The organism is Streptomyces tanashiensis, assembly GCF_014648895.1.
GTDB classification, from domain to species: domain Bacteria; phylum Actinomycetota; class Actinomycetes; order Streptomycetales; family Streptomycetaceae; genus Streptomyces; species Streptomyces tanashiensis.
Map to the genome: position 1 here is coordinate 300,005 of NZ_BMRZ01000007.1, position 17,433 is coordinate 317,437.

The 17,433-nt window shown below is 74.4% G+C and carries 19 protein-coding genes; 8 read left to right on the forward strand and 11 right to left on the reverse strand.

The genetic code is table 11. The features are described 5' to 3' along the window. Positions 1-99: 99 nt before the first annotated feature. Complete coding sequence (locus tag IE237_RS22965; RefSeq protein ID WP_189804018.1) at positions 100-786, forward strand: response regulator transcription factor; 687 nt, start codon at positions 100-102, stop codon at positions 784-786. Positions 787-791: 5 nt separating this feature from the next. Here IE237_RS22965 and IE237_RS22970 read toward each other — a convergent pair whose 3' ends face one another. Continuing rightward, the gene (locus IE237_RS22970; protein ID WP_189803950.1) at positions 792-2,291 is read right to left on the reverse strand and encodes an MFS transporter; all 1,500 of its coding nucleotides are present in this window, start codon (positions 2,289-2,291) and stop codon (positions 792-794) included. Positions 2,292-2,379: 88 nt separating this feature from the next. Between IE237_RS22970 and IE237_RS22975 the strand changes: the two genes are divergently transcribed. Then, positions 2,380-2,778, forward strand: coding sequence for a MarR family winged helix-turn-helix transcriptional regulator (locus IE237_RS22975; protein WP_189803951.1), 399 nt, complete (start codon positions 2,380-2,382; stop codon positions 2,776-2,778). A 23-nt stretch (positions 2,779-2,801) separates the two neighbouring features. Here the strand turns inward: IE237_RS22975 and IE237_RS22980 are convergent, their stop codons facing one another. Beyond that, positions 2,802-3,551 carry a maleylpyruvate isomerase family mycothiol-dependent enzyme gene (locus tag IE237_RS22980; protein WP_189804019.1) on the reverse strand — a complete coding sequence of 250 codons (750 nt, stop codon included), beginning with the start codon at positions 3,549-3,551 and terminating at the stop codon, positions 2,802-2,804. A 64-nt stretch (positions 3,552-3,615) separates the two neighbouring features. Next, a complete protein-coding gene (locus IE237_RS22985; RefSeq protein WP_189803952.1) occupies positions 3,616-4,848 on the reverse strand; it encodes an MFS transporter in 1,233 nt (410 codons plus the stop codon). 82 nt (positions 4,849-4,930) lie between these two features. Here IE237_RS22985 and IE237_RS22990 point away from each other — a divergent pair, with 82 nt between their 5' ends. Beyond that, positions 4,931-6,157 (forward strand): ROK family protein, encoded by a 1,227-nt coding sequence (locus IE237_RS22990; protein WP_189803953.1) that lies wholly within the window; start codon positions 4,931-4,933, stop codon positions 6,155-6,157. 78 nt (positions 6,158-6,235) lie between these two features. On the opposite strand, the gene IE237_RS22995 is transcribed toward IE237_RS22990, so the two are convergent. Then, positions 6,236-6,709 (reverse strand): SRPBCC family protein, encoded by a 474-nt coding sequence (locus IE237_RS22995; protein ID WP_189803954.1) that lies wholly within the window; start codon positions 6,707-6,709, stop codon positions 6,236-6,238. Positions 6,710-6,794: 85 nt separating this feature from the next. Between IE237_RS22995 and IE237_RS23000 the strand changes: the two genes are divergently transcribed. Continuing rightward, the gene (locus IE237_RS23000) at positions 6,795-7,571 is read left to right on the forward strand and encodes a cyclopropane-fatty-acyl-phospholipid synthase family protein (protein WP_189803955.1); all 777 of its coding nucleotides are present in this window, start codon (positions 6,795-6,797) and stop codon (positions 7,569-7,571) included. A 193-nt stretch (positions 7,572-7,764) separates the two neighbouring features. Here the strand turns inward: IE237_RS23000 and IE237_RS23005 are convergent, their stop codons facing one another. Together IE237_RS23005 and IE237_RS23010 are read right to left on the reverse strand one after the other, a co-directional pair. Then, positions 7,765-8,349, reverse strand: a complete 585-nt coding sequence (locus IE237_RS23005) for a DUF4865 family protein (protein WP_189803956.1) — start codon at positions 8,347-8,349, stop codon at positions 7,765-7,767. A gap of 38 nt (positions 8,350-8,387) precedes the next feature. Then, positions 8,388-8,978 (reverse strand): TetR/AcrR family transcriptional regulator, encoded by a 591-nt coding sequence (locus IE237_RS23010; RefSeq protein ID WP_189803957.1) that lies wholly within the window; start codon positions 8,976-8,978, stop codon positions 8,388-8,390. 161 nt (positions 8,979-9,139) lie between these two features. Between IE237_RS23010 and IE237_RS23015 the strand changes: the two genes are divergently transcribed. The 3 genes from IE237_RS23015 to IE237_RS23025 are packed head-to-tail and all read left to right on the forward strand — an operon-like array spanning position 9,140 to position 12,791. Beyond that, positions 9,140-9,439, forward strand: a complete 300-nt coding sequence (locus tag IE237_RS23015) for an SHOCT domain-containing protein (RefSeq protein ID WP_189803958.1) — start codon at positions 9,140-9,142, stop codon at positions 9,437-9,439. Next, positions 9,436-10,236, forward strand: coding sequence for an ABC transporter ATP-binding protein (locus IE237_RS23020; RefSeq protein WP_189803959.1), 801 nt, complete (start codon positions 9,436-9,438; stop codon positions 10,234-10,236). The genes IE237_RS23015 and IE237_RS23020 overlap by 4 nt, the downstream gene beginning before the upstream one ends. After that, on the forward strand, positions 10,233-12,791 hold the full coding sequence (locus IE237_RS23025) for an ABC transporter permease (RefSeq protein ID WP_189803960.1): 2,559 nt from the start codon (positions 10,233-10,235) through the stop codon (positions 12,789-12,791). The genes IE237_RS23020 and IE237_RS23025 overlap by 4 nt, the downstream gene beginning before the upstream one ends. 18 nt (positions 12,792-12,809) lie before the next feature. Here the strand turns inward: IE237_RS23025 and IE237_RS23030 are convergent, their stop codons facing one another. Together IE237_RS23030 and IE237_RS23035 are read right to left on the reverse strand one after the other, a co-directional pair. Beyond that, positions 12,810-13,403, reverse strand: a complete 594-nt coding sequence (locus IE237_RS23030) for an ATP-binding protein (RefSeq protein ID WP_189803961.1) — start codon at positions 13,401-13,403, stop codon at positions 12,810-12,812. A 172-nt stretch (positions 13,404-13,575) separates the two neighbouring features. Further along, complete coding sequence (locus IE237_RS23035) at positions 13,576-13,893, reverse strand: hypothetical protein (protein WP_189803962.1); 318 nt, start codon at positions 13,891-13,893, stop codon at positions 13,576-13,578. A gap of 187 nt (positions 13,894-14,080) precedes the next feature. On the opposite strand from IE237_RS23035, the gene cds1 reads away from it, so the two are divergent. Further along, positions 14,081-15,208, forward strand: a complete 1,128-nt coding sequence (gene cds1 / locus IE237_RS23040) for an L-cysteine desulfhydrase Cds1 (protein ID WP_189803963.1) — start codon at positions 14,081-14,083, stop codon at positions 15,206-15,208. Here cds1 and IE237_RS23045 read toward each other — a convergent pair. The 3 genes from IE237_RS23045 to IE237_RS23055 all read right to left on the reverse strand — a co-directional run bounded on the left by IE237_RS23045 (position 15,168) and on the right by IE237_RS23055 (position 17,384). After that, positions 15,168-15,668 carry an SRPBCC family protein gene (locus IE237_RS23045; protein ID WP_189803964.1) on the reverse strand — a complete coding sequence of 167 codons (501 nt, stop codon included), beginning with the start codon at positions 15,666-15,668 and terminating at the stop codon, positions 15,168-15,170. The genes cds1 and IE237_RS23045 overlap by 41 nt on opposite strands. 451 nt (positions 15,669-16,119) lie before the next feature. Further along, positions 16,120-16,560, reverse strand: a complete 441-nt coding sequence (locus tag IE237_RS23050; protein WP_189803965.1) for an SRPBCC family protein — start codon at positions 16,558-16,560, stop codon at positions 16,120-16,122. Beyond that, a complete protein-coding gene (locus IE237_RS23055) occupies positions 16,557-17,384 on the reverse strand; it encodes a DeoR/GlpR family DNA-binding transcription regulator (RefSeq protein WP_189803966.1) in 828 nt (275 codons plus the stop codon). Before IE237_RS23055 ends, IE237_RS23050 begins: the two co-directional genes overlap by 4 nt. Positions 17,385-17,433 lie beyond the last annotated feature (49 nt).

The window sequence follows — 17,433 nt, forward strand, 5'->3', positions numbered from 1 at the left end:
GGAGACGCCATGACCGGAGATGCCGTGTCCGGAGATGCCCTGTCCGGAGATGCCATGCCGGGAGATGCCGTGACCGGAGGAGCCCCAGTGTCCGCCGACATGACCCCAGGAGACTCGTCCGTGATCCGTGTCCTGCTCGCCGACGACCAGTCGCTGGTACGGGCGGGCTTCCGGGCGCTGCTCGACGCCCAGCCCGACATCGAGGTGGCCGGCGAGGCCGCCGACGGCGACGAGGCCGTGGACCGGGTCCGCGCCCTGCGCCCGGACGTCGTCCTCATGGACATCCGGATGCCCCGGCTCGACGGCCTGGAGGCGACCCGGCGCATCACCGACGACCCGGACCTCGGTGAGGTCCGGGTCGTCATGCTGACCACCTTCGAACTCGACGAGTACGTCTTCGAGGCGATCCGGGCCGGCGCCTCCGGCTTCCTGGTCAAGGACACCGAGCCGGAGGAGCTCCTGCGGGCCGTCCGCGCGGTCGTCCACGGGGACGCGCTGCTCTCCCCGGGCGTCACCCGCCGGCTCATCGAGGAGTTCGCGGCTCGCTCCAAGGCGCCGGCGGCGACGGCCGCGCTCGGCGCCCTGACCGAGCGGGAGCGGGAGGTCATGGCCCTGGTGGGGATCGGTCTGTCGAACGAGGAGATCGCCCGCCGGCTGGTGGTGAGCCCGCTCACCGCCAAGACCCATGTGAGCCGCGCCATGGTGAAGCTGGGCGCCCGGGACCGCGCCCAACTCGTCGTCCTCGCCTACGAATCGGGCCTCGTCAGGCCCGGCTGGCTGGGCTGAGCGGCTCAGTCGCGGGCCGCTGCCTTCGCCGGGGAGACCTCGGCGACGGCGGCCGCGGACCGCGCCACCACGACCGACTCGGCCGGCGGCCGCTTCCGGCGCAGGCCGGGCAGAGTGATGAGCAGTCCGGCGAGGGCGATGGCCGTGACCACGGCCAGGCCGGGACGGAAGTCGTCCAGGACGGCCTGCGGGGAGGCGGCCGCGTCGCCGCCGTCCGCGGTGATGACGGCGGTGGTCACGGCGAGGAAGAGCGCTCCGCCGACCTGGATCGAGGTGTTGAGCAGGCCCGACACCATGCCCTGTTCCTCGTCGTCCACGCCGTTGGTGGCCTGGATGTTGAGGGAGGGGAACACCAGGGCGCAGGCCGCGCCGAGCAGCAGCATCGACGGCAGGATCACGGCCGCGTACTGCGGGGTGAGGGAGATCCGCAGGAAGAGCGCGTAGGCGACGACGAGCAGGGCGAAACCGGTCGCGATCACCCGGGGAGTACCGAAGCGGTCCACGATCCCGCCGATCTTCGTGGAGGAGAGCGCCACGAGCACGCCGGCCGGCAGGAAGGCGAGCGCGGTCTGCAGTGCCGACCAGCCGAGCAGGGACTGCATGTACTGGGTCACGATGAACTGGAAGGCCACGTACGAGCCGAAGAACGCCGCCGCGCCGAGCTGGGCCCGGATCTGCGAGCCGGAGCGCAGTACCCCGAGCCGTACGAGGGGACTCGGGCTGCGCCGTTCGATGAGGACGAAGGCGACGAGCAGGGCGGCGGCGACCAGGAAGGACAGCAGCGTGCGGGCGGTGGCCCAGCCCTTCTCGGGGGCCTCGACGACGGTGAAGACGAGGAGCAGCATCGCGGCCGTGCCGGTGACGGCGCCCGGCAGGTCGTAGCCGCCGGAGGAGTTCTCGCGGGCGCTGTGCGGGATGAGACGCAGTGCGAAGACGAGGGCGATCAGGGCGACGGGGGCCGGGAGGAGCATGGTCCAGCGCCAGCTGAGCTCGGTGAGCAGTCCGGAGAGGACGAGGCCCATGGAGAAGCCGGTGGCGGCGCAGGTGGTGTAGATGGACAGGGCCCGGTTGCGCTGCGGGCCCTCCTTGAACGTCGTGGTGATGATCGACAGGCCGGCGGGGGCGGTGAAGGCGGCGCTGAGTCCCTTGATGAAGCGGCTGGCGATGAGGAGGGGCCCGGAGTCGACGAGTCCGCCGAGGAGGGAGGCGAGCGCGAAGACCGCGAGGGCGACGAGGAAGACCCGGCGCCGGCCGAGGAGGTCGGCGGCGCGGCCGCCGAGGAGCAGCAGGCCTCCGTAGCCGAGGATGTAGCCGCTCACGATCCACTGGAGGGTGGAGGTGGAGAGGCCGAGGTCGGTGGCGATCGAGGGCAGGGCGACGCCGACCATGGAGACGTCGAGGGCGTCGAGGAACATCGCGGCGCAGAGCACGAGCAGGGTGCCCCAGAGGCGCGGGCTCCAGCGTTCCCCGTCGGCCGTGGGTGAGGCGGTGAGCGGTGAGGTCATGCGCAGCACCGTTACATGCACGTGCATTGAATGCAAATGCATTTAATTCCCCTGCAACAAAAGAAGCCGCCTCTGCTACCGTGCGGTCATGGCAGCGAACAAGTCCGAACGCGCGCTCGTGGACGAGTGGCGTGACGTCCTCGCCCTGCACGCCCGTACGACCTGTGAGCTCGACCGTGCTCTCCAGCCGTACGGGATCGGCGCCAGCGACTTCGAGGTCCTCGACGTCCTCGCCGAGGGCACGACCGGGGAGGGCCCCGCCGCCTGGCGCGTCCAGGAGCTCGCGGGGCGCGTTCACCTCAGCCAGAGCGCGCTGTCCCGGCTCGTCGCGCGGCTGGAGAAGGACGGCCTGGTCCTGCGGGGGATGTGCCCCGAGGACCGGCGCGGTGTCCAGGTGAAACTCACGGAGAAGGGCATCGCCCGCCACGCCGAGGCGCAGCCCCACCAGCGCGAGGTGCTGACCAGGATGCTGGACGGCACCTCCTAGGGCTCAGGGGCGGGAGCCCGGGATCAGCCGATCGCCGAGGTCTCCCGCCAGAGCCGGGCGAGCTCCTCGTCGCCGGTCAGGGGCACGGCCTCGATCGGCAGCCGGTTCCACAGGGTCAGATACAGCCGGTCGGCGGGGCCGCTCAGTTCGGTGTCGGCCGGAGCGTCCGCGCCCCGGTCGCCCCGCTCCGTCCGGGGCGCCTCCGTCGGCGACAGGCGCACGGTCCAGACGTCACCGGTGTCCGTCGCCCGCACCCGCAGGGTCCGGGGCCCGGGTGTGCGCACCCGGCTGCGGTCGCCGGCGTGGAAGGCGCCGAACAGCTCGTCGATGCCGTCGGCGGCGACCGCCGGATCCACCGGACCCGGTCCGCTCGCGAGCGCAGACTCGGCGTCCGCGCGGTGCACGGTCGTCTCGTGCGTCTGCCGCCGTGCCCAGAAGGCCAGGGGCGAGCGCGCGGGCAGGAAGGTCCAGCACTCCAGGTTCTCCGGCGCGGCGCGCAGGGCGGCGACCAGCCGCGCGTGCCCCTCGCGGAAGTGGGCGAGGAGCTCCTCGCCGTCGAGCGTCGTCTCGCCGTCGCCCGGGTGGTACGCGGTGCGGGCCTCGGCCACGAGGGTCGTGGCCCAGCGGTGGACCATGGCCGTGTGCCGGAGGAGGTCGCGGACCCGCCACCCGGGGCAGGTCGGCACCTCCGCGTCGGGCCCGGCCTCGGCCGCGGCGTCCGCGAGACCGCGGCCCGCCGCATCCAGCGCCTCGATGTACTCCGTGATCTTCAGGGTCTCCCCGGTGTTCTCGTCCATGGGGCGGATTCTCGCAGGAGGGGAGGAGCGGAGGCGCGGCTCAACTCTCCCGCGCCGCTCCCGCGTTGCGCGCCCAGTAGCCCATGGCGGCCGCACCGGCCGCGAGCACCGCGACCGTCGTGAGGGCCACCGGCAGGGAGAACCAGTCGGCGAGGAAGCCGATGGAGGGCGGGCCGAGCAGCATGCCCCCGTAGCCGAGGGTGGAGGCCGTCGCCACTCCGCCGGGGCCGGCGACCGCGCCCGCGCGGGCCACGGCGACGGGGAAGATGTTGGCGAGGCCGAGGCCGGTGACCGCGAAGCCGAGGAGCGTGGCCCAGACGCTCGGCGCGAGCGCGCCGAGGAGCATGCCGGCGGCGGCGGTCGCACCGCCCGCGACCAGGGTGCGGGTCTGACCGAGGCGTTCGAGCAGCGCGGTGCCGGAGAGCCGGCCTGCGGTCATGGTCAGCGCGAAGACGGAGTATCCGGCGGCGGCCACCCCGGGGTGCGCGTGCAGGTCCTGCGCGAGGTGGAGCGCGCCCCAGTCGGCCAGTGCCCCTTCGCCGTACGCCGTGCAGAGCGCGATCACCCCGAAGACGAGGACCGTGCGGCGCGACCCGGCCGCCCGCGCGCCGGGGGTTCCGGAGGCGGCCGGCGCCGGGAGGGACTCGGGCCGCACGGGCGAGGGGTGTCGCAGCAGTACGGGACCGGCGGCGGCCGTCAGGGCCAGGCCGACGACCGTGAGGCCGAGGAGGTGGGCGGTGGGGGACAGGCTCCCGGCGAGCAGCCCGCCGAGGCCCGCGCCGAGCATGCCGCCGAGGCTGAACGCGGCGTGGAAGCTCGGCATCACCGGCCGCCGGAGCGCGGTCACGAGGTCCACGGCGGCGCTGTTCATGGCCACGTTGATCCCGCCGTACGCGGCGCCGAAGACGAGCAGCACGAGGCCGAGCGCGAGCGGGGACCGGGTGAGGGCGGGGAGGGCGACGGAGAGGGAGAGCAGGACGGCGGTGGCGACGGTGACCGCGTGGGAGCCGTGGCGGCGGCAGAGCCGGCCGGTCAGCGCCATCGTGATCACGGCGCCCGCGGAGACGCCCAGGAGGGCGAGGCCGAGGTCGCCGGCCGAGGCGCCGGTCTGCTGCTTGACGGCGGGGATCCGGACCACCCAGCCGGCGAAGAGGAAGCCGTCGAGGGCGAAGAACAGGGTCAGGGCGGAGCGGAGGCGGGACAGGGAACGGGTGGCGGTGTCTCCGCCGGAGCCCCCCGATACGGCCGTCCGTACTTTGTTTAGTAGCGGCACAAACTCAGGATAGGGGCCGAGGGGCGGAGGAATCAACCGGGCGGGGACGGCGCCCCGGCCCGATCATGGGAGACTCACCCCCATGAACGGCAAGGCGACGACGACCCGGACACGGCTGGACAGGGGGCGTAACGCGCTCGGCCCCGCGCTGGAACTGGTGCACACCGGCAGGGCTCCGACCCGGGCCGTCCTCACCGCCGAACTCGGCGTCACCCGGGCCACCGCCGGCGCCGTCGCCGCCGAGCTGGAGGCCCTCGGCCTCATCCGCGTCGACTCCAACCCCGGCGCCGCCGCGGGCTCCCAGGGGCGCCCCTCGCACCGCCTCGCCGTCGACGAGAAGGGCCCCGTCGCCCTCGCCGCCCAGGTCCACGCGGACGGCTTCCGCGCCGCCCTCGTCGGCCTCGGCGGCACCATCGTGGCCACCGCCCCCGGCTGCGTCACCGTCTCCGCCGACCCCGCGCAGGTCCTCGGCGCCGTCGTCGACGCGGGGGCCGCACTGCTCGAGGAGAGCGGCCGCCGCTGCGTCGGGGCCGGTCTCGCCGCCCCCTCCGCCGTGGCCGAGCCCGAGGGGACCGCGCTCAATCCGCTGCACCTCGCCTGGCCCGCCGGGGCGCCCGTCCGGGAGATCTTCGCCGAGCGGGTACGGGCCGCGGGCATCGAGGGCCCCGCCTTCACCGGCAACGACGTGAACCTCGCCGCGCTCGCCGAGCACCGCCACGGAGCGGGGCGCGGCGCCCGCGACCTGCTCTGCGTGGCCACCGGTCACCGGGGCGTCGGCGGCGCGCTCGTCCTCGACGGACGTCTGCACACGGGGAGTTCGGGCCTGGCCCTGGAGGTCGGCCATCTGACGGTCAACCCCGAGGGCCGCCCCTGCCACTGCGGCAGCCGCGGCTGCCTCGACGTCGAGACCGACCCGCTCGCCTTCCTCACGGCCGCCGGCCGGGTCCCCGGCCCCGAGGTCTCCCTGCTCCAGCAGTCCCGCGACCTGCTGCGCACGAGCCCCGACGACCCGGGTGTCCGGGTCGCGGTGGGGGAGCTGATCGACCGTCTGGGTCTGGGTCTCGCCGGGCTCGTGAACATCCTCAACCCGGACCGCATCATCCTCGGCGGGCTCCACCGCGAGCTCCTCGACGCCGACCCCGAGCGGCTCCGCGCGGTCGTCGCCGACCGCAGCCTCTGGGGCCGCAGCGGCGGCGTCCCGATCCTCCCCTGCACCCTGGACCACAACAGCCTCGTCGGCGCCGCCGAACTGGCCTGGCAGCCGGTGCTCGACGACCCGCTCGCCGCCCTGGGGCGCGAGCCGGTCTGAGCCTCCTCGGACCGTAGATCCCTTCTTGGCGCGGTTGCGGTTCGTGATGCGCACCAGGGCCGCCGCCGCGACGGCGGGTCACCCCCGGGAGTCGGGGCGCCCCTCCGTCAGGGCGGCCAGCCGGTCCAGGGCCATCCGGGTGCCGGTCTCGTTGTCGGCCGGCGGCACGGCGTCCGGAACCCCCTCGTGCACGACCCGCACCTCGGTGCCGCCCTCGATGGCCGTCAGCGTCGTCGTGAGGATCATGGTGCCGTGCAGCAGGGGGTCCGGCGTCTCGAACTCGATGCTCTCCACCACCCGCTCGTACGGCACGAGCTCCAGGAAGGTGCCGTGGTACGTGTCCGTGCGGGCCCCCGACTTCCCGGCCCCCTCGGGCGACTCGTACCGCAAGGACACCCGGAACGCGCCCCCTTCGCGCGCCTCGAAGGCGTGCACCTCGCAGGTCATGCCGTACGGAACCCGCCAGCGGGCGACGGCGTCCGGATCGAGGAGCGACCGGTAGACGACCGAGGCGGGGGCGTCGATGTGGCGGGACACGCGCGTCGTGTACACGTCTTCCAGGCTAACCGCGCACCCGCGCGGACGCCGTCGGAAAGCCGGTGTGCGGGACGGGCCGCAGGACGTAGTGTTCCCTTTCATGATCACTTCCGATTCCTCGTCCGACCTCCCTCCGCGCCTCGGCAGCCTCGTCTTCCACGGCCCCCTCTCCGAGGCCCGGGCCACCCGCATGATCGAGCGGCTCGCGGCCACCGCGCCCGCCGACGTGCTCGACATCGGCTGCGGCTGGGGCGAATTGCTCCTCCGCGTCCTGGAAGCGGCCCCCGACGCCAAGGGCGCCGGGATCGACATCAACGCCGAGGACCTGGCCCGCGGGCGGGCGCTCGCCGAGGAACGCGGACTCGCGGACCGCGTGACCTTCGTCGAGGAGTCGGCGCTCGGCACCGACCGGGGCCCCGTCGACGCGATCCTCTGTCTCGGCTCCAGCCAGGCGCTCTGCGACCCCGACCTGCCGCACGACCCCGCCGTCGCCCTGCGCGAACTGCGCCGGCTCGTCCGGCCCGGCGGGCGGGTCGTGCTCGGCGAGGGCTTCTGGGAGCGCACGCCCACCGAGACGGAGCTCGCCGGGATGTGGCCCGGCGCGCACACCGGCGAGCACCACTCCCTCGGCGCCCTCGTCGACCTCGCCATAGAGGCGGGATTCCGGCCCGCGTGGATCGAGACGGCGAGCACGGACGAGTGGGAGGAGTTCGAGTCCGGCTACCGCTACGACACCGAGGTCTGGCTCGCCGCCCACCCCGACCACCCGCTCGCCGACGAGACGCGCGAGCGCGTCGACCGCCAGCGCTCCAGCTGGCTGAACGGCTACCGGCGGGCCCTCGGCATCGCCTACCTCACCCTCGTCGCCGTGGCCTGAGCCGCCGGTCCGCCCCGAGGGCTCCCTGGCGCCGGTACGTCACGACCGGCCCGCCGGTGCCACGGAAGGCCACCACGGGCTCATCGGTGCCGGGCCGCCACCACGGGCTCAGCGGCCCCGGGCCGCCGCCACGGGCTCGCCCGCGCCGGGCAGCCACCACCGGCTCAGCCGCGCCGGGCCGCCACCACCCGGCTCACCACTGCCGGCCGGTGCCCAGCGCCGCCCGGCCCGGAGCCGACAGATGCAGTACCCGGAAGCGCTCGCCCTCGTCGGCGGGCGCTTCCGCGCCCGCCCACAGGGTGAAGGTGAGCAGCTCCCAGTGGCGAGGGTCCACCGCCAGGGCGGAGGCCACCACCCCGTCCCGCCGCGCCTCGCGCGCGTGCCGGGCCACCGCCTCCGCCACGGCCTCGCCCGGCGCGACCGCCTCCCCGAGCGGAGTCCTGCGGCGCGTCGCCGTGCCCGGCGCCGACGCGGCCGCCGGCCCCTCCTCGTACGCCAGGCCCGTCCAGTGCTGCACCACCGGCCGGCCGAAGTCGTTCACGATGCCCTGGAAGCCGGGGCCCCAGAGGAAGGCGTTCATGCCCTCGGGAGCGGCCCACAGATAGAACGGCGCGTACTGGTTGACGGGCGACCCGGCCTCCCGCTCCCGGACCAGGTACGCCTTCAGGCCGAGCCCGGGGAAGGCGTCGAGGAGATGTCCCCGGGTCGCCACCCGCTCGCGGATGATCTCCATGTCGTAGTCGGCGGGCAGGGTGATCTCGTACTGCATGGCGTGCACGGGAAGAACTCCGTTCCTTCGGGACGCGGTCGAGGGGGTCACGGCGCGGCGGCGCGCGGGGCGAGCAGGGCCAGCAGCCCGCGTACGGCACTGTCGAAGGGCGCCCGTCCCCCCGTCGCGCGGGCCAGCACGTAGCCGCCCTGCAAGGTCGCCAGGACGGCCGCCGCGATCTCGTCCGGATCGAGGGCGCCGCTCAACTCGCCGCTGTCCACGCCCTCCCGGACCACCTCGGCGAGCCTGCCGCGCACCCGGCCGAGCACCTCCTCGACCGGTGCGCGCAGTTCAGGGTGCGCGATCACCTCCGGGTCCATGGTCAGCCGCCCCATCGGGCAGCCGCGCAGGACGTCGCGCTCGCGCAGCAGATACGCCTCGATGCGGGCGTACGCCGAGCCCCCGCCGCCCAGAACCGCCTCGGTCGCCGCCCCCAGCTCCTCGGCCGAGCGGCGGATCGCCGCGAGGGCGAGGTCCTGCTTGCCGGCGAAGTGGTGGTACATGCTGCCCTGGCCCGCCCCCGCCGCCTGCTGGACGGCCTTGGGGCTGGTGCCGACGTAGCCCCGCTCCCACAGCAGCTCGCGGGCCGCCTCGATGAGCCGCTCCGAGGTGTTCATGGTCATGGCCGCACTGTACATACCAGTAGGTACAGAACGGAAGCAGTGCCCGGGCGGGCCGCGTACTCCCCGTGTCGTACGCCGGAAGCCGCTGCCCGTACGACGACCCGGACCCCCTCCCGGGGCGACTCTCGAACCACGGAGAACACCACAGCCCACACCGCACCGAGGAGCTGAACCTCATGAACACACTCGCCCACGCGGGCCCCGGCCCGTGGGTCCTCTTCTTCCCCCTCGTCTGGGCCGCCGTCGTGATCGGGATCGTCACCGTCGCCCGCCGCGCCGGATGGCGGCGCGGACGCGGCTTCGGCCCCGGCGGCCCCTTCCGCCCCGGGAACGGACCGGACGAGAACTCGCCCCTCACCCTGCTCGGCCACCGCTTCGCGGCCGGGGAGATCGACGAGGACGAGTACTGGCGCCGCCTGAGCGTCCTGGAGGAGCAGTTCGGCCGGGACAGGGACTCCAAGGGGCGCCGGACATGACCACCCACGCCCCGCTCCCCGCCGCCCGCGTCGTCGACGCCGTCAAGGTCTACGGGCGCGGCGACACCGAGGTCAGGGCCCTCGACGGGGTGAGCGTCGACTTCCCCGCCGGCCGCTTCACCGCCGTCATGGGCCCGTCCGGATCCGGCAAGTCCACCCTGATGCACTGCGCCGCCGGACTCGACACCCTCACCTCCGGCGCCGCCCTCGTCGGCGACACCGACCTCTCCACCCTCGACGACCGGCGTCTGACCCTGCTGCGCCGCGACCGGATCGGCTTCGTCTTCCAGGCCTTCAACCTGCTGCCGACGCTCACCGTCGCCGAGAACATCACCCTCCCGCTCGATCTCGCGGGGCACGCCGTCGACCGGCGGCGGTTCGACCGGCTCGTCGACACCGTCGGCCTGCGCGACCGCCTCCACCACCGGCCGAGCGAACTCTCCGGCGGACAGCAGCAACGCGTCGCCGTCGCCCGGGCCTTCGCCGGCGACCCCGATGTCGTCTTCGCCGACGAACCCACCGGCAACCTCGACTCGCGCTCCGGCGAGGAGGTCCTCCGGCTGCTCGGCCGCACGGTCCGCGACACCGGCCGCACGGTCGTCATGGTCACCCACGACCCGGTCGCCGCCGCCCACGCCGACGAGGTGATCTTCCTCGCGGACGGGCGGCTCGTCGACCGCATGACCGGCCCCACGGCCGACCGGGTCCTCGACCGCATGAAGGCCTTCGACACGGGAACCGGTCCGGGGGCCGGACACCCGGCGGCACCCGCCCTGTCCCGTGGAGGTGCGACATGAACGCCCCCGCCACCCTCCGGCTCGCCCGGTCCTCACTGCGCGCGCACCGGCGCCGCTTCCTCGGCACCTTCGCCGCCGTCCTCCTCGGCGTCGCCTTCCTCACCGGCACGCTCGTCATGGGCGACACCCTCCGCGCGAGCTTCGACTCGATGTTCACCGGTGCCACCCGCGGCACCGACGCCGTCGTCCGCAGCGCCACCACCGTGACCGCCGCCGGCGAGGCCCAGGGCACCCGCGGACCCGTCGACGCCGCCCTCGCCGAGCGCCTCGCCCGGGTCCCCGGGGTCGCGGCCGCCGCTCCCCGGATCGAGGGCGCGGGCCAGCTCCTCGCCGCCGACGGCACCCCCGTCGGCGGCAAGGGCCCGCCCACCCTCGCGGGCAACTGGATCGAGGACGACGCCCTCAACCCGTACCGCCTCGCGGAGGGCCGCGAGCCGACCGCCCCCGGCGAGGCCGTCGTCAACCGGGGCGCGGCGAAGGCGGCCGGTCTCACCGTCGGCGACACGACGGTCCTGCGCACCCCCGACCCGGTGAAGGTCACCGTCGTCGGCCTGGCCACCTTCGGCGGCGCGGACGGCATGGGACAGGTCACCTGGACCGGCCTCACCCGCGCCGACGCCGAGAGGTACCTGACGGCGCGCCCGGGGGAGGCGACGAGCATCGCCGTACGCGCCGGGCCCGGCGTCTCCCAGGACGAGCTGGTCGCCGCACTGACGCCCGCGCTGCCCGACGGCGTCGAGGCGATCACCGGACAGCGGGCCGCCGAGGAGAACACCGAGATGGTCTCCGGCCGCTTCCTCGACCTCTTCACCACCTTCCTGCTGGTGTTCAGCGGGGTCGCCGTGCTCGTCTCCGTCTTCACCATCCACAACACCTTCGCCGTCCTCGTCGCCCAGCGGACCCGCGAGAACGCCCTCCTGCGCGCCCTCGGCGCCGCCCGCCGCCAGGTCGTCACCGGCACCCTCGCCGAGGCCCTCGCCGTCGGCCTGCTCGCCTCCCTCTCCGGGCTCCTCGCCGGGATCGGAGTGGCCGCCGGGCTCCAGGCGCTCTTCCCCGCGGTCGGCTTCCCCTTCCCCGAGGGCGACCTCGTCGTGGCCGGCACCTCCCTCGCCCTGCCGCTCGGCGTCGGGCTCGCGGTCTGCGCCGGTTCGGCACTCCTGCCGGCCGTACGCGCCGGGCGCACGGCCCCGCTCGCCGCGCTCCGCGAGACGGACGTGGACGGCTCGGGCACCTCCCGCCGCCGCGCGCTGACCGGGAGCGCCCTGCTCGCCACCGCCGTCGGCACCGTCCTCGCCGGCGTCCTCGGCACCCCGTCCCTGTGGCTCGCCGCCACCGGGGCGGCGCTCGCCGTCGCCGCGTTCGTGGTCCTCGGACCGGTCGCGGCCTCCCTCGCCGTACGGATGCTGGGCCGACCGCTGCGCGGCGCCAACCGGGGCCTCGCCCGCCGCAACGCCCTGCGCAGCCCGGGCCGTACGGCGGCGACGGCCACCGCTCTGATGGTCGGCGTCGCCGTCGTCACCCTCTTCACGGTCTTCGGCGCCTCCCTCAAAGCGACCATGGACCGCACCGTCGACCGCTCCTTCGCCGGTGACGTCGCCATCGGCGCGCCCTCGTTCGGCGCGGGCGGCAGCGGGCTCAGCCCCCGCCTCGCCCCGGCCGTCGCGGCACTGCCCGAGGTCGACACCGCCGTGGGTCTGGGCCGCGGGGTCGCGGAGGTGGACGGCCGGGGCCGCGCGCTCACGGTCACCGACCCGGTCGCGCTCGCCCGCACGCTGGACCTGGGAGAGGTACGCGGCTCGCTCACCGGACTCGGTACGGACGGGCTCGCCGTCGCCGCCGACGAGGCGGCCGACAACGGTCTCGCACCCGGCCGGACAGCCGAGTTGACCTTCACCGACGGCAGCCGCCGCACCTTCACGGTCCGCGCGGTCTACGAACGCTCCGACCTCGCCGGCGACTACCTCGTCACCCGGGAGGCCTGGGCCCCGCACCGCACCCAGGACGCCGACCGGCTGGTCGCCGTCTCCTTCGCGGAGGGGGTCGGCGCCGAGGACGGCAAGGCCGCCGTGACCGAGGTCGCCGACCGGTACGGCCATCCGGAGGTGCAGACCCGGGACGAGTACGCGGCGGCGTCGGCGGGCGGCATCGACATGATGCTCACCCTCGTCTACGCGCTCCTCGCGCTCGCGGTCCTCATCGCGCTGCTCGGCATCGCGAACACGCTGACGCTCTCCGTCCACGAACGGACCCGCGAGCTCGGCCTGTTGCGGGCCGTCGGACAGACCCGGGCGCAGCTGCGGGCCATGGTCCGCTGGGAGTCCGTCCTGGTGGCCGCCTTCGGGACGGTCGGCGGTCTCGTCCTCGGCGGCTTCCTCGGCTGGGTCCTCGTCCGCGCCACGGACGGCTCGGGCGACAGCGCCCTCGCGTTCGCCGTACCCGCCGTGCGGCTCGCGGCCGTGGCCCTGGTCGGACTGATGGCCGGGGCCGTGGCGGCCTGGCGCCCGGCCCGCCGGGCGGCCCGTCTGGAGATCCTCCGGGCGATCGCCACGGAGTGACGGGCCCCGCGGGCCGTGTCAGCCCGCCCGGCCCGCCAGGACCGGGCGGGCCAGCGACGGGGCCGGCACCGACTCGGCCGGCGAGCTGAGCGGCACGCCGGGGAACCGGCTGTAGCCGACGTCCGCGAACAGGCCCTCGGCCGTGGCACCGCACCCGGCGTGCGCGCACTCCTCGACGGGGCCGCCGACCGGCGGCGCCGTGAGGGTGAACCACACGACCTTGCCGGCGGCGCCGCACGGCCGGATTCCCCAGCTCTCGCTGACCGCCCCGACGATGCCGAGGCCCCGGCCGGAGGTGGCGAGCGCTTCGACGTCGTCCACCGGATCGAAGGGGTCCGCGTGGCGGACCTCGGGAAGCCGGGGATCGTGGTCCCGGACGGAGACGGTGAGACGGTCGAGCAGCAGCTCGAGCTCGACCGTGCACTCCTTGTCCGGCTGGGCGTGGCGGTGCACGTTCGTCAGCAGCTCGGTCACGCCGAGGACGGCCTGGTCGATCAGGGCGTCCAGCTGCCAATGTCGGAGATGGGCGGAGATGATGCGGCGGACCTGTCCGATCCGCGACGGCAGGGCCTGAAGCTCCACCGCGTAGTACCTGCTCGGCTCGCTGATCACGGCTGCGACTCCCCGAAGTGGTCCGGAAGAAGACGAAGATTCGGATCTGTCAATGCGGTACAGAAGGGGCGGTGACCCGATCGCAGCGTCACCACCGCAGAACCCTCAGTGAGGTGGGTTCCAGCCTGGACCAGCCGTGACCGCCCCGCAACTCGCCGCGAGCCGTCGCAGCTCAGGACCGCCCCGAGGCCCTCTTCAGTGCCGCGAGGAATCGCCCCGACGCCTGTGACCCGTCGTCACGACCGCGGTCGTGATCCTGGAGCGTCAGCCGGTACTTCGTGCCGTTCACGGTCGCCACCGTCTCGTCCGACTTCGCGAACCACGGCCGCCCCGCCCGTACCGCCGAGACCGGCGCGCTGTCGATCTCGCTGCCGTAACTCGTGAGGAGCGCGAGGCGGCCGTCCTCGATCCGCACCTCTCCCGCGCGCGTCAGCGAGCGCGGCCAGCGCGCGATCCGCACGCCCCTTGCGCTGAACTCGGGCTCCGCCATGCCGATCCGCCCCTTTCACCCGGTTGTCGTACCCAGTGTGCCGGGCCGTCGCCGCCCGCACCAGTAGCCCTCCGCGAACCCTTCCACAAGGCAGGCCTATGGATCGTCAAAGGGAACGTTTGCCCAGGTGAGAGCGGTATTGTCGGCAGTGGGGGAACCACGGGGCGACCCATGAGGAGAGGGACGGATGAGCACCACCCACGAGGCCGCCGCCGGCGCGGTCACCGTCGACGTCGACCGCAGCGACCCGGCGTACCGGTCCTGGCTGAAGGAGGCCGTGCGCAAGGTCCAGGCCGACGCCAACCGCTCCGCCGACACCCACCTGCTGCGCTTCCCCCTCCCCGAGAAGTGGGGCATCGACCTCTACCTCAAGGACGAGTCGACCCACCCCACGGGCAGCCTCAAGCACCGCCTCGCCCGCTCCCTCTTCCTGTACGGCCTCTGCAACGGCTGGATCCGTCCCGGAAAGCCCGTCATCGAGGCCTCCAGCGGCTCGACCGCCGTCTCCGAGGCGTACTTCGCGAAGCTCATCGGCGTCCCCTTCATCGCCGTCATGCCCCGCACGACCAGCCCCGAGAAGTGCCGGCTCATCGAGTTCCACGGCGGTCAGTGCCACTTCGTCGACGACTCGCGCACGATGTACGAGGAGGCCGCGGCGCTCGCCGAGCGCACCGGCGGTCACTACATGGACCAGTTCACGTACGCGGAGCGGGCCACCGACTGGCGCGGCAACAACAACATCGCCGAGTCGATGTACCAGCAGCTGAAGCTGGAGCGGTACCCGGAGCCCGCATGGATCGTCGCGACCGCCGGGACCGGGGGCACCTCCGCGACCATCGCCCGCTACGTCCACTACATGCAGCACGACACCCGGATCTGTGTCGCCGACCCCGAGAACTCCTGTTTCTTCGACGGCTGGACGCACCACGACCCGCACGCCACCGCCGACTGCGGTTCGCGCATCGAGGGCATCGGCCGCCCGCGCATGGAGCCCAGCTTCGTGCCCGGGGCCGTCGACCGGATGATGAAGGTCCCCGACGCGGCCAGCGTCGCCGCCGTCCGCGCCCTGGAGACCGCGATCGGCCGCAAGGCGGGCGGCTCCACCGGCACCGGCCTGTGGAGCGCCTTCAAGATCGTGGCCGAGATGGTCGCCCACGAGCGCACCGGCAGCGTGGTCACCCTGATCTGCGACGGCGGCGAGCGGTACCTCGACAAGTACTACTCCGACGAATGGCTGGCCGCCCAGGGCCTGGACATCGCCCCGTACACCGCCGTCATCGAGCGCTTCCTGGCGACGGGGGCCTGGCCGGAGTGAGCCGCCGGTCGAGCCGGCGGGCCGCGTCCCGGAAGGAGAACCCCACGCCGGGCGCCGCCAGGCGCAGCGCGAGCCGGAAGGCCGCCGCGCCGTCGGCGGCCATCGTCCACCGCAGACGGGTCCCCGTCCCGGTGGGGGAGAGGGTCCACTCCTCCGCCATGGCCGCCACGCCGGGGGCGTTCGTCGCGTCCACGCGGTAGGCGTAGCGGAGGTCGGGCTCGGAGGCCAGGATCGTCTCCTCGAAGGCGATCCCGCCCCGCAGCCGGACGGTCCGGCCCGCACCGTCGCCCGTCGGCACGGCGGAGGCGACCGCGGTGAACCAGGACGGCAGGCTCCCCACCTCCACGGCCACCGACCGGTAGACGGCCGAGGGCGGTGCGGCGAGGGTGGCGCTGAAGACCAGGCGGACGGGGGCGGACGCGGTGAAGTCGAGCTCCACCGGCCTCAGTCGGCGCGGCATGGACCCTCCCGGGGGGACGCGAGCGGATGCAGCACCATAGCTGACGCCTTGTCAACATCACAGCCCCGCGCCTCTGTGGGCCGGCGCCCCGCCCCGTGTGGGCCCGCGCCGCGCCCGTGTGGGCCCGCGCCGCGCCCGTGTGGGCCCGCGCCCGGCCCGTGTGGGCCCGCGGCCGCGCCCGTGTGGGCAATTGTCCCGCAGGGCGGGACGGGTGGGCACACGGGACGGCGCCCTTCAGCGGCGCCTCCGCGTTCCGCGCCTTGACCCGCACCACCAGCGCAGCGCACCAGGGGTGCGGGTTCAGGCTCGGGAGCCTCTGGCGCCGGCAAGGGCGCCGTTCCGTTGTGCCCACCCGTTCCGCCCCTTGCGGAACGCCTGCCCACAACGGGGGGCGCCGTCCGTAGCGGGTGGGCACCGCCCCGGCGGATCGATTGCCCGCAACGGGGCGGCGTCACGCCGCGTTCAGGAGGTTCGTCAGGGCCCGGGCGAAGAGGTGGCGGCCCGCCGCCGCCAGCACCGGGTCGAAGGCCCGGGGCACCCCCCGTACCGAGAGCTCCTCCGTCCACACCACCCGCGAGCCGCCACCCGGCACCCCCGTCACCTCGACGAGCGCCCAGCCCCGCACGACCCGGCCGGATTTCGCCAGACGGCAGACGCCCGGCCGGTCCGCCGCCGGGGGTTCCCAGCGCACGACCTCCATGGGGTCGTCGAAGGACAGCCGGCCGATGCCCGTCCGGGCGGTGAACCGGGTCCCCGCCGCGTTCGGCCCCGGCGTCAGCACCCTCGTCCGGGTCAGCGGCACCTGGCGGCCGTGCGCCGGCCAGTCGGTGAGGCGCCGCCACACCTCCTCCGGCGCCAGCGGCGACGACCGCTCGAGCCGGAAACGGCTCACGCCTGCTCCTCGCCCGGCACCACGAGGCCGGGCAGGTGCTCGGTCACTTCAACCCTCACCCCTTCGGGCAGGCCGCGGTCCGTCACCCAGGTGTCGACCTCGTCCAGGGCGGCGAAGGAACTCAGCCCCACCGTCCCCCACTTGGTGTGGTCGGCGACGACCACGACCCGGCGCGCCGAGCGCATCAGGCACCGGTTGGTCTCGGCCTCCGCCAGGTTCGGCGTGGAGAGCCCGGCCTCCACCGACACACCGTGCACGCCGAGGAAGAGCAGGTCGAAGTGGAGCGAGCGGATCGCGCGGTCCGCCACGGGCCCCACCAGGGCGTCGGACGGGGTGCGCACGCCGCCGGTCAGGACGACGGTCGCCGCCCCGCGCCGCGACTCGCCTCCGCCGCCCGACTGCTGGGCCTCGTGGAACACGTCGGCGACCCGCACCGAGTTGGTGACCACCGTCAGGTCCGGCACGTCGAGCAGGTGCCGGGCGAGGGCGTAGGTCGTCGTCCCGCCGGAGAGGGCGATCGCCGTGCCCGGCGCGACCAGTGCCGCCGCCGTACGGGCGATCTCGTCCTTGGCGCTCGGTTCGAGCACCGACTTGGCCTCGAAGCCCGGTTCGTGGGTGCTCGCCTCGACCACCGGAACGGCCCCGCCGTGCACCTTGGCGACCATGCCCTGCCGGGCCAGCGCGTCCAGGTCGCGGCGGATCGTCATGTCCGAGACGTTCAGACGACGGGTCAGTTCGTTGACCCGTACGCCGCCACGCCGCCGTACCTCGTCGAGGATCAGGGCGCGCCGCTGCTCCGCGAGGAGGTTCTGGTTGTCAGTCACCGCCGGGGCCGGTCCTTCCGCAGGAGACAAGGGGATGAGTGTCGGATTC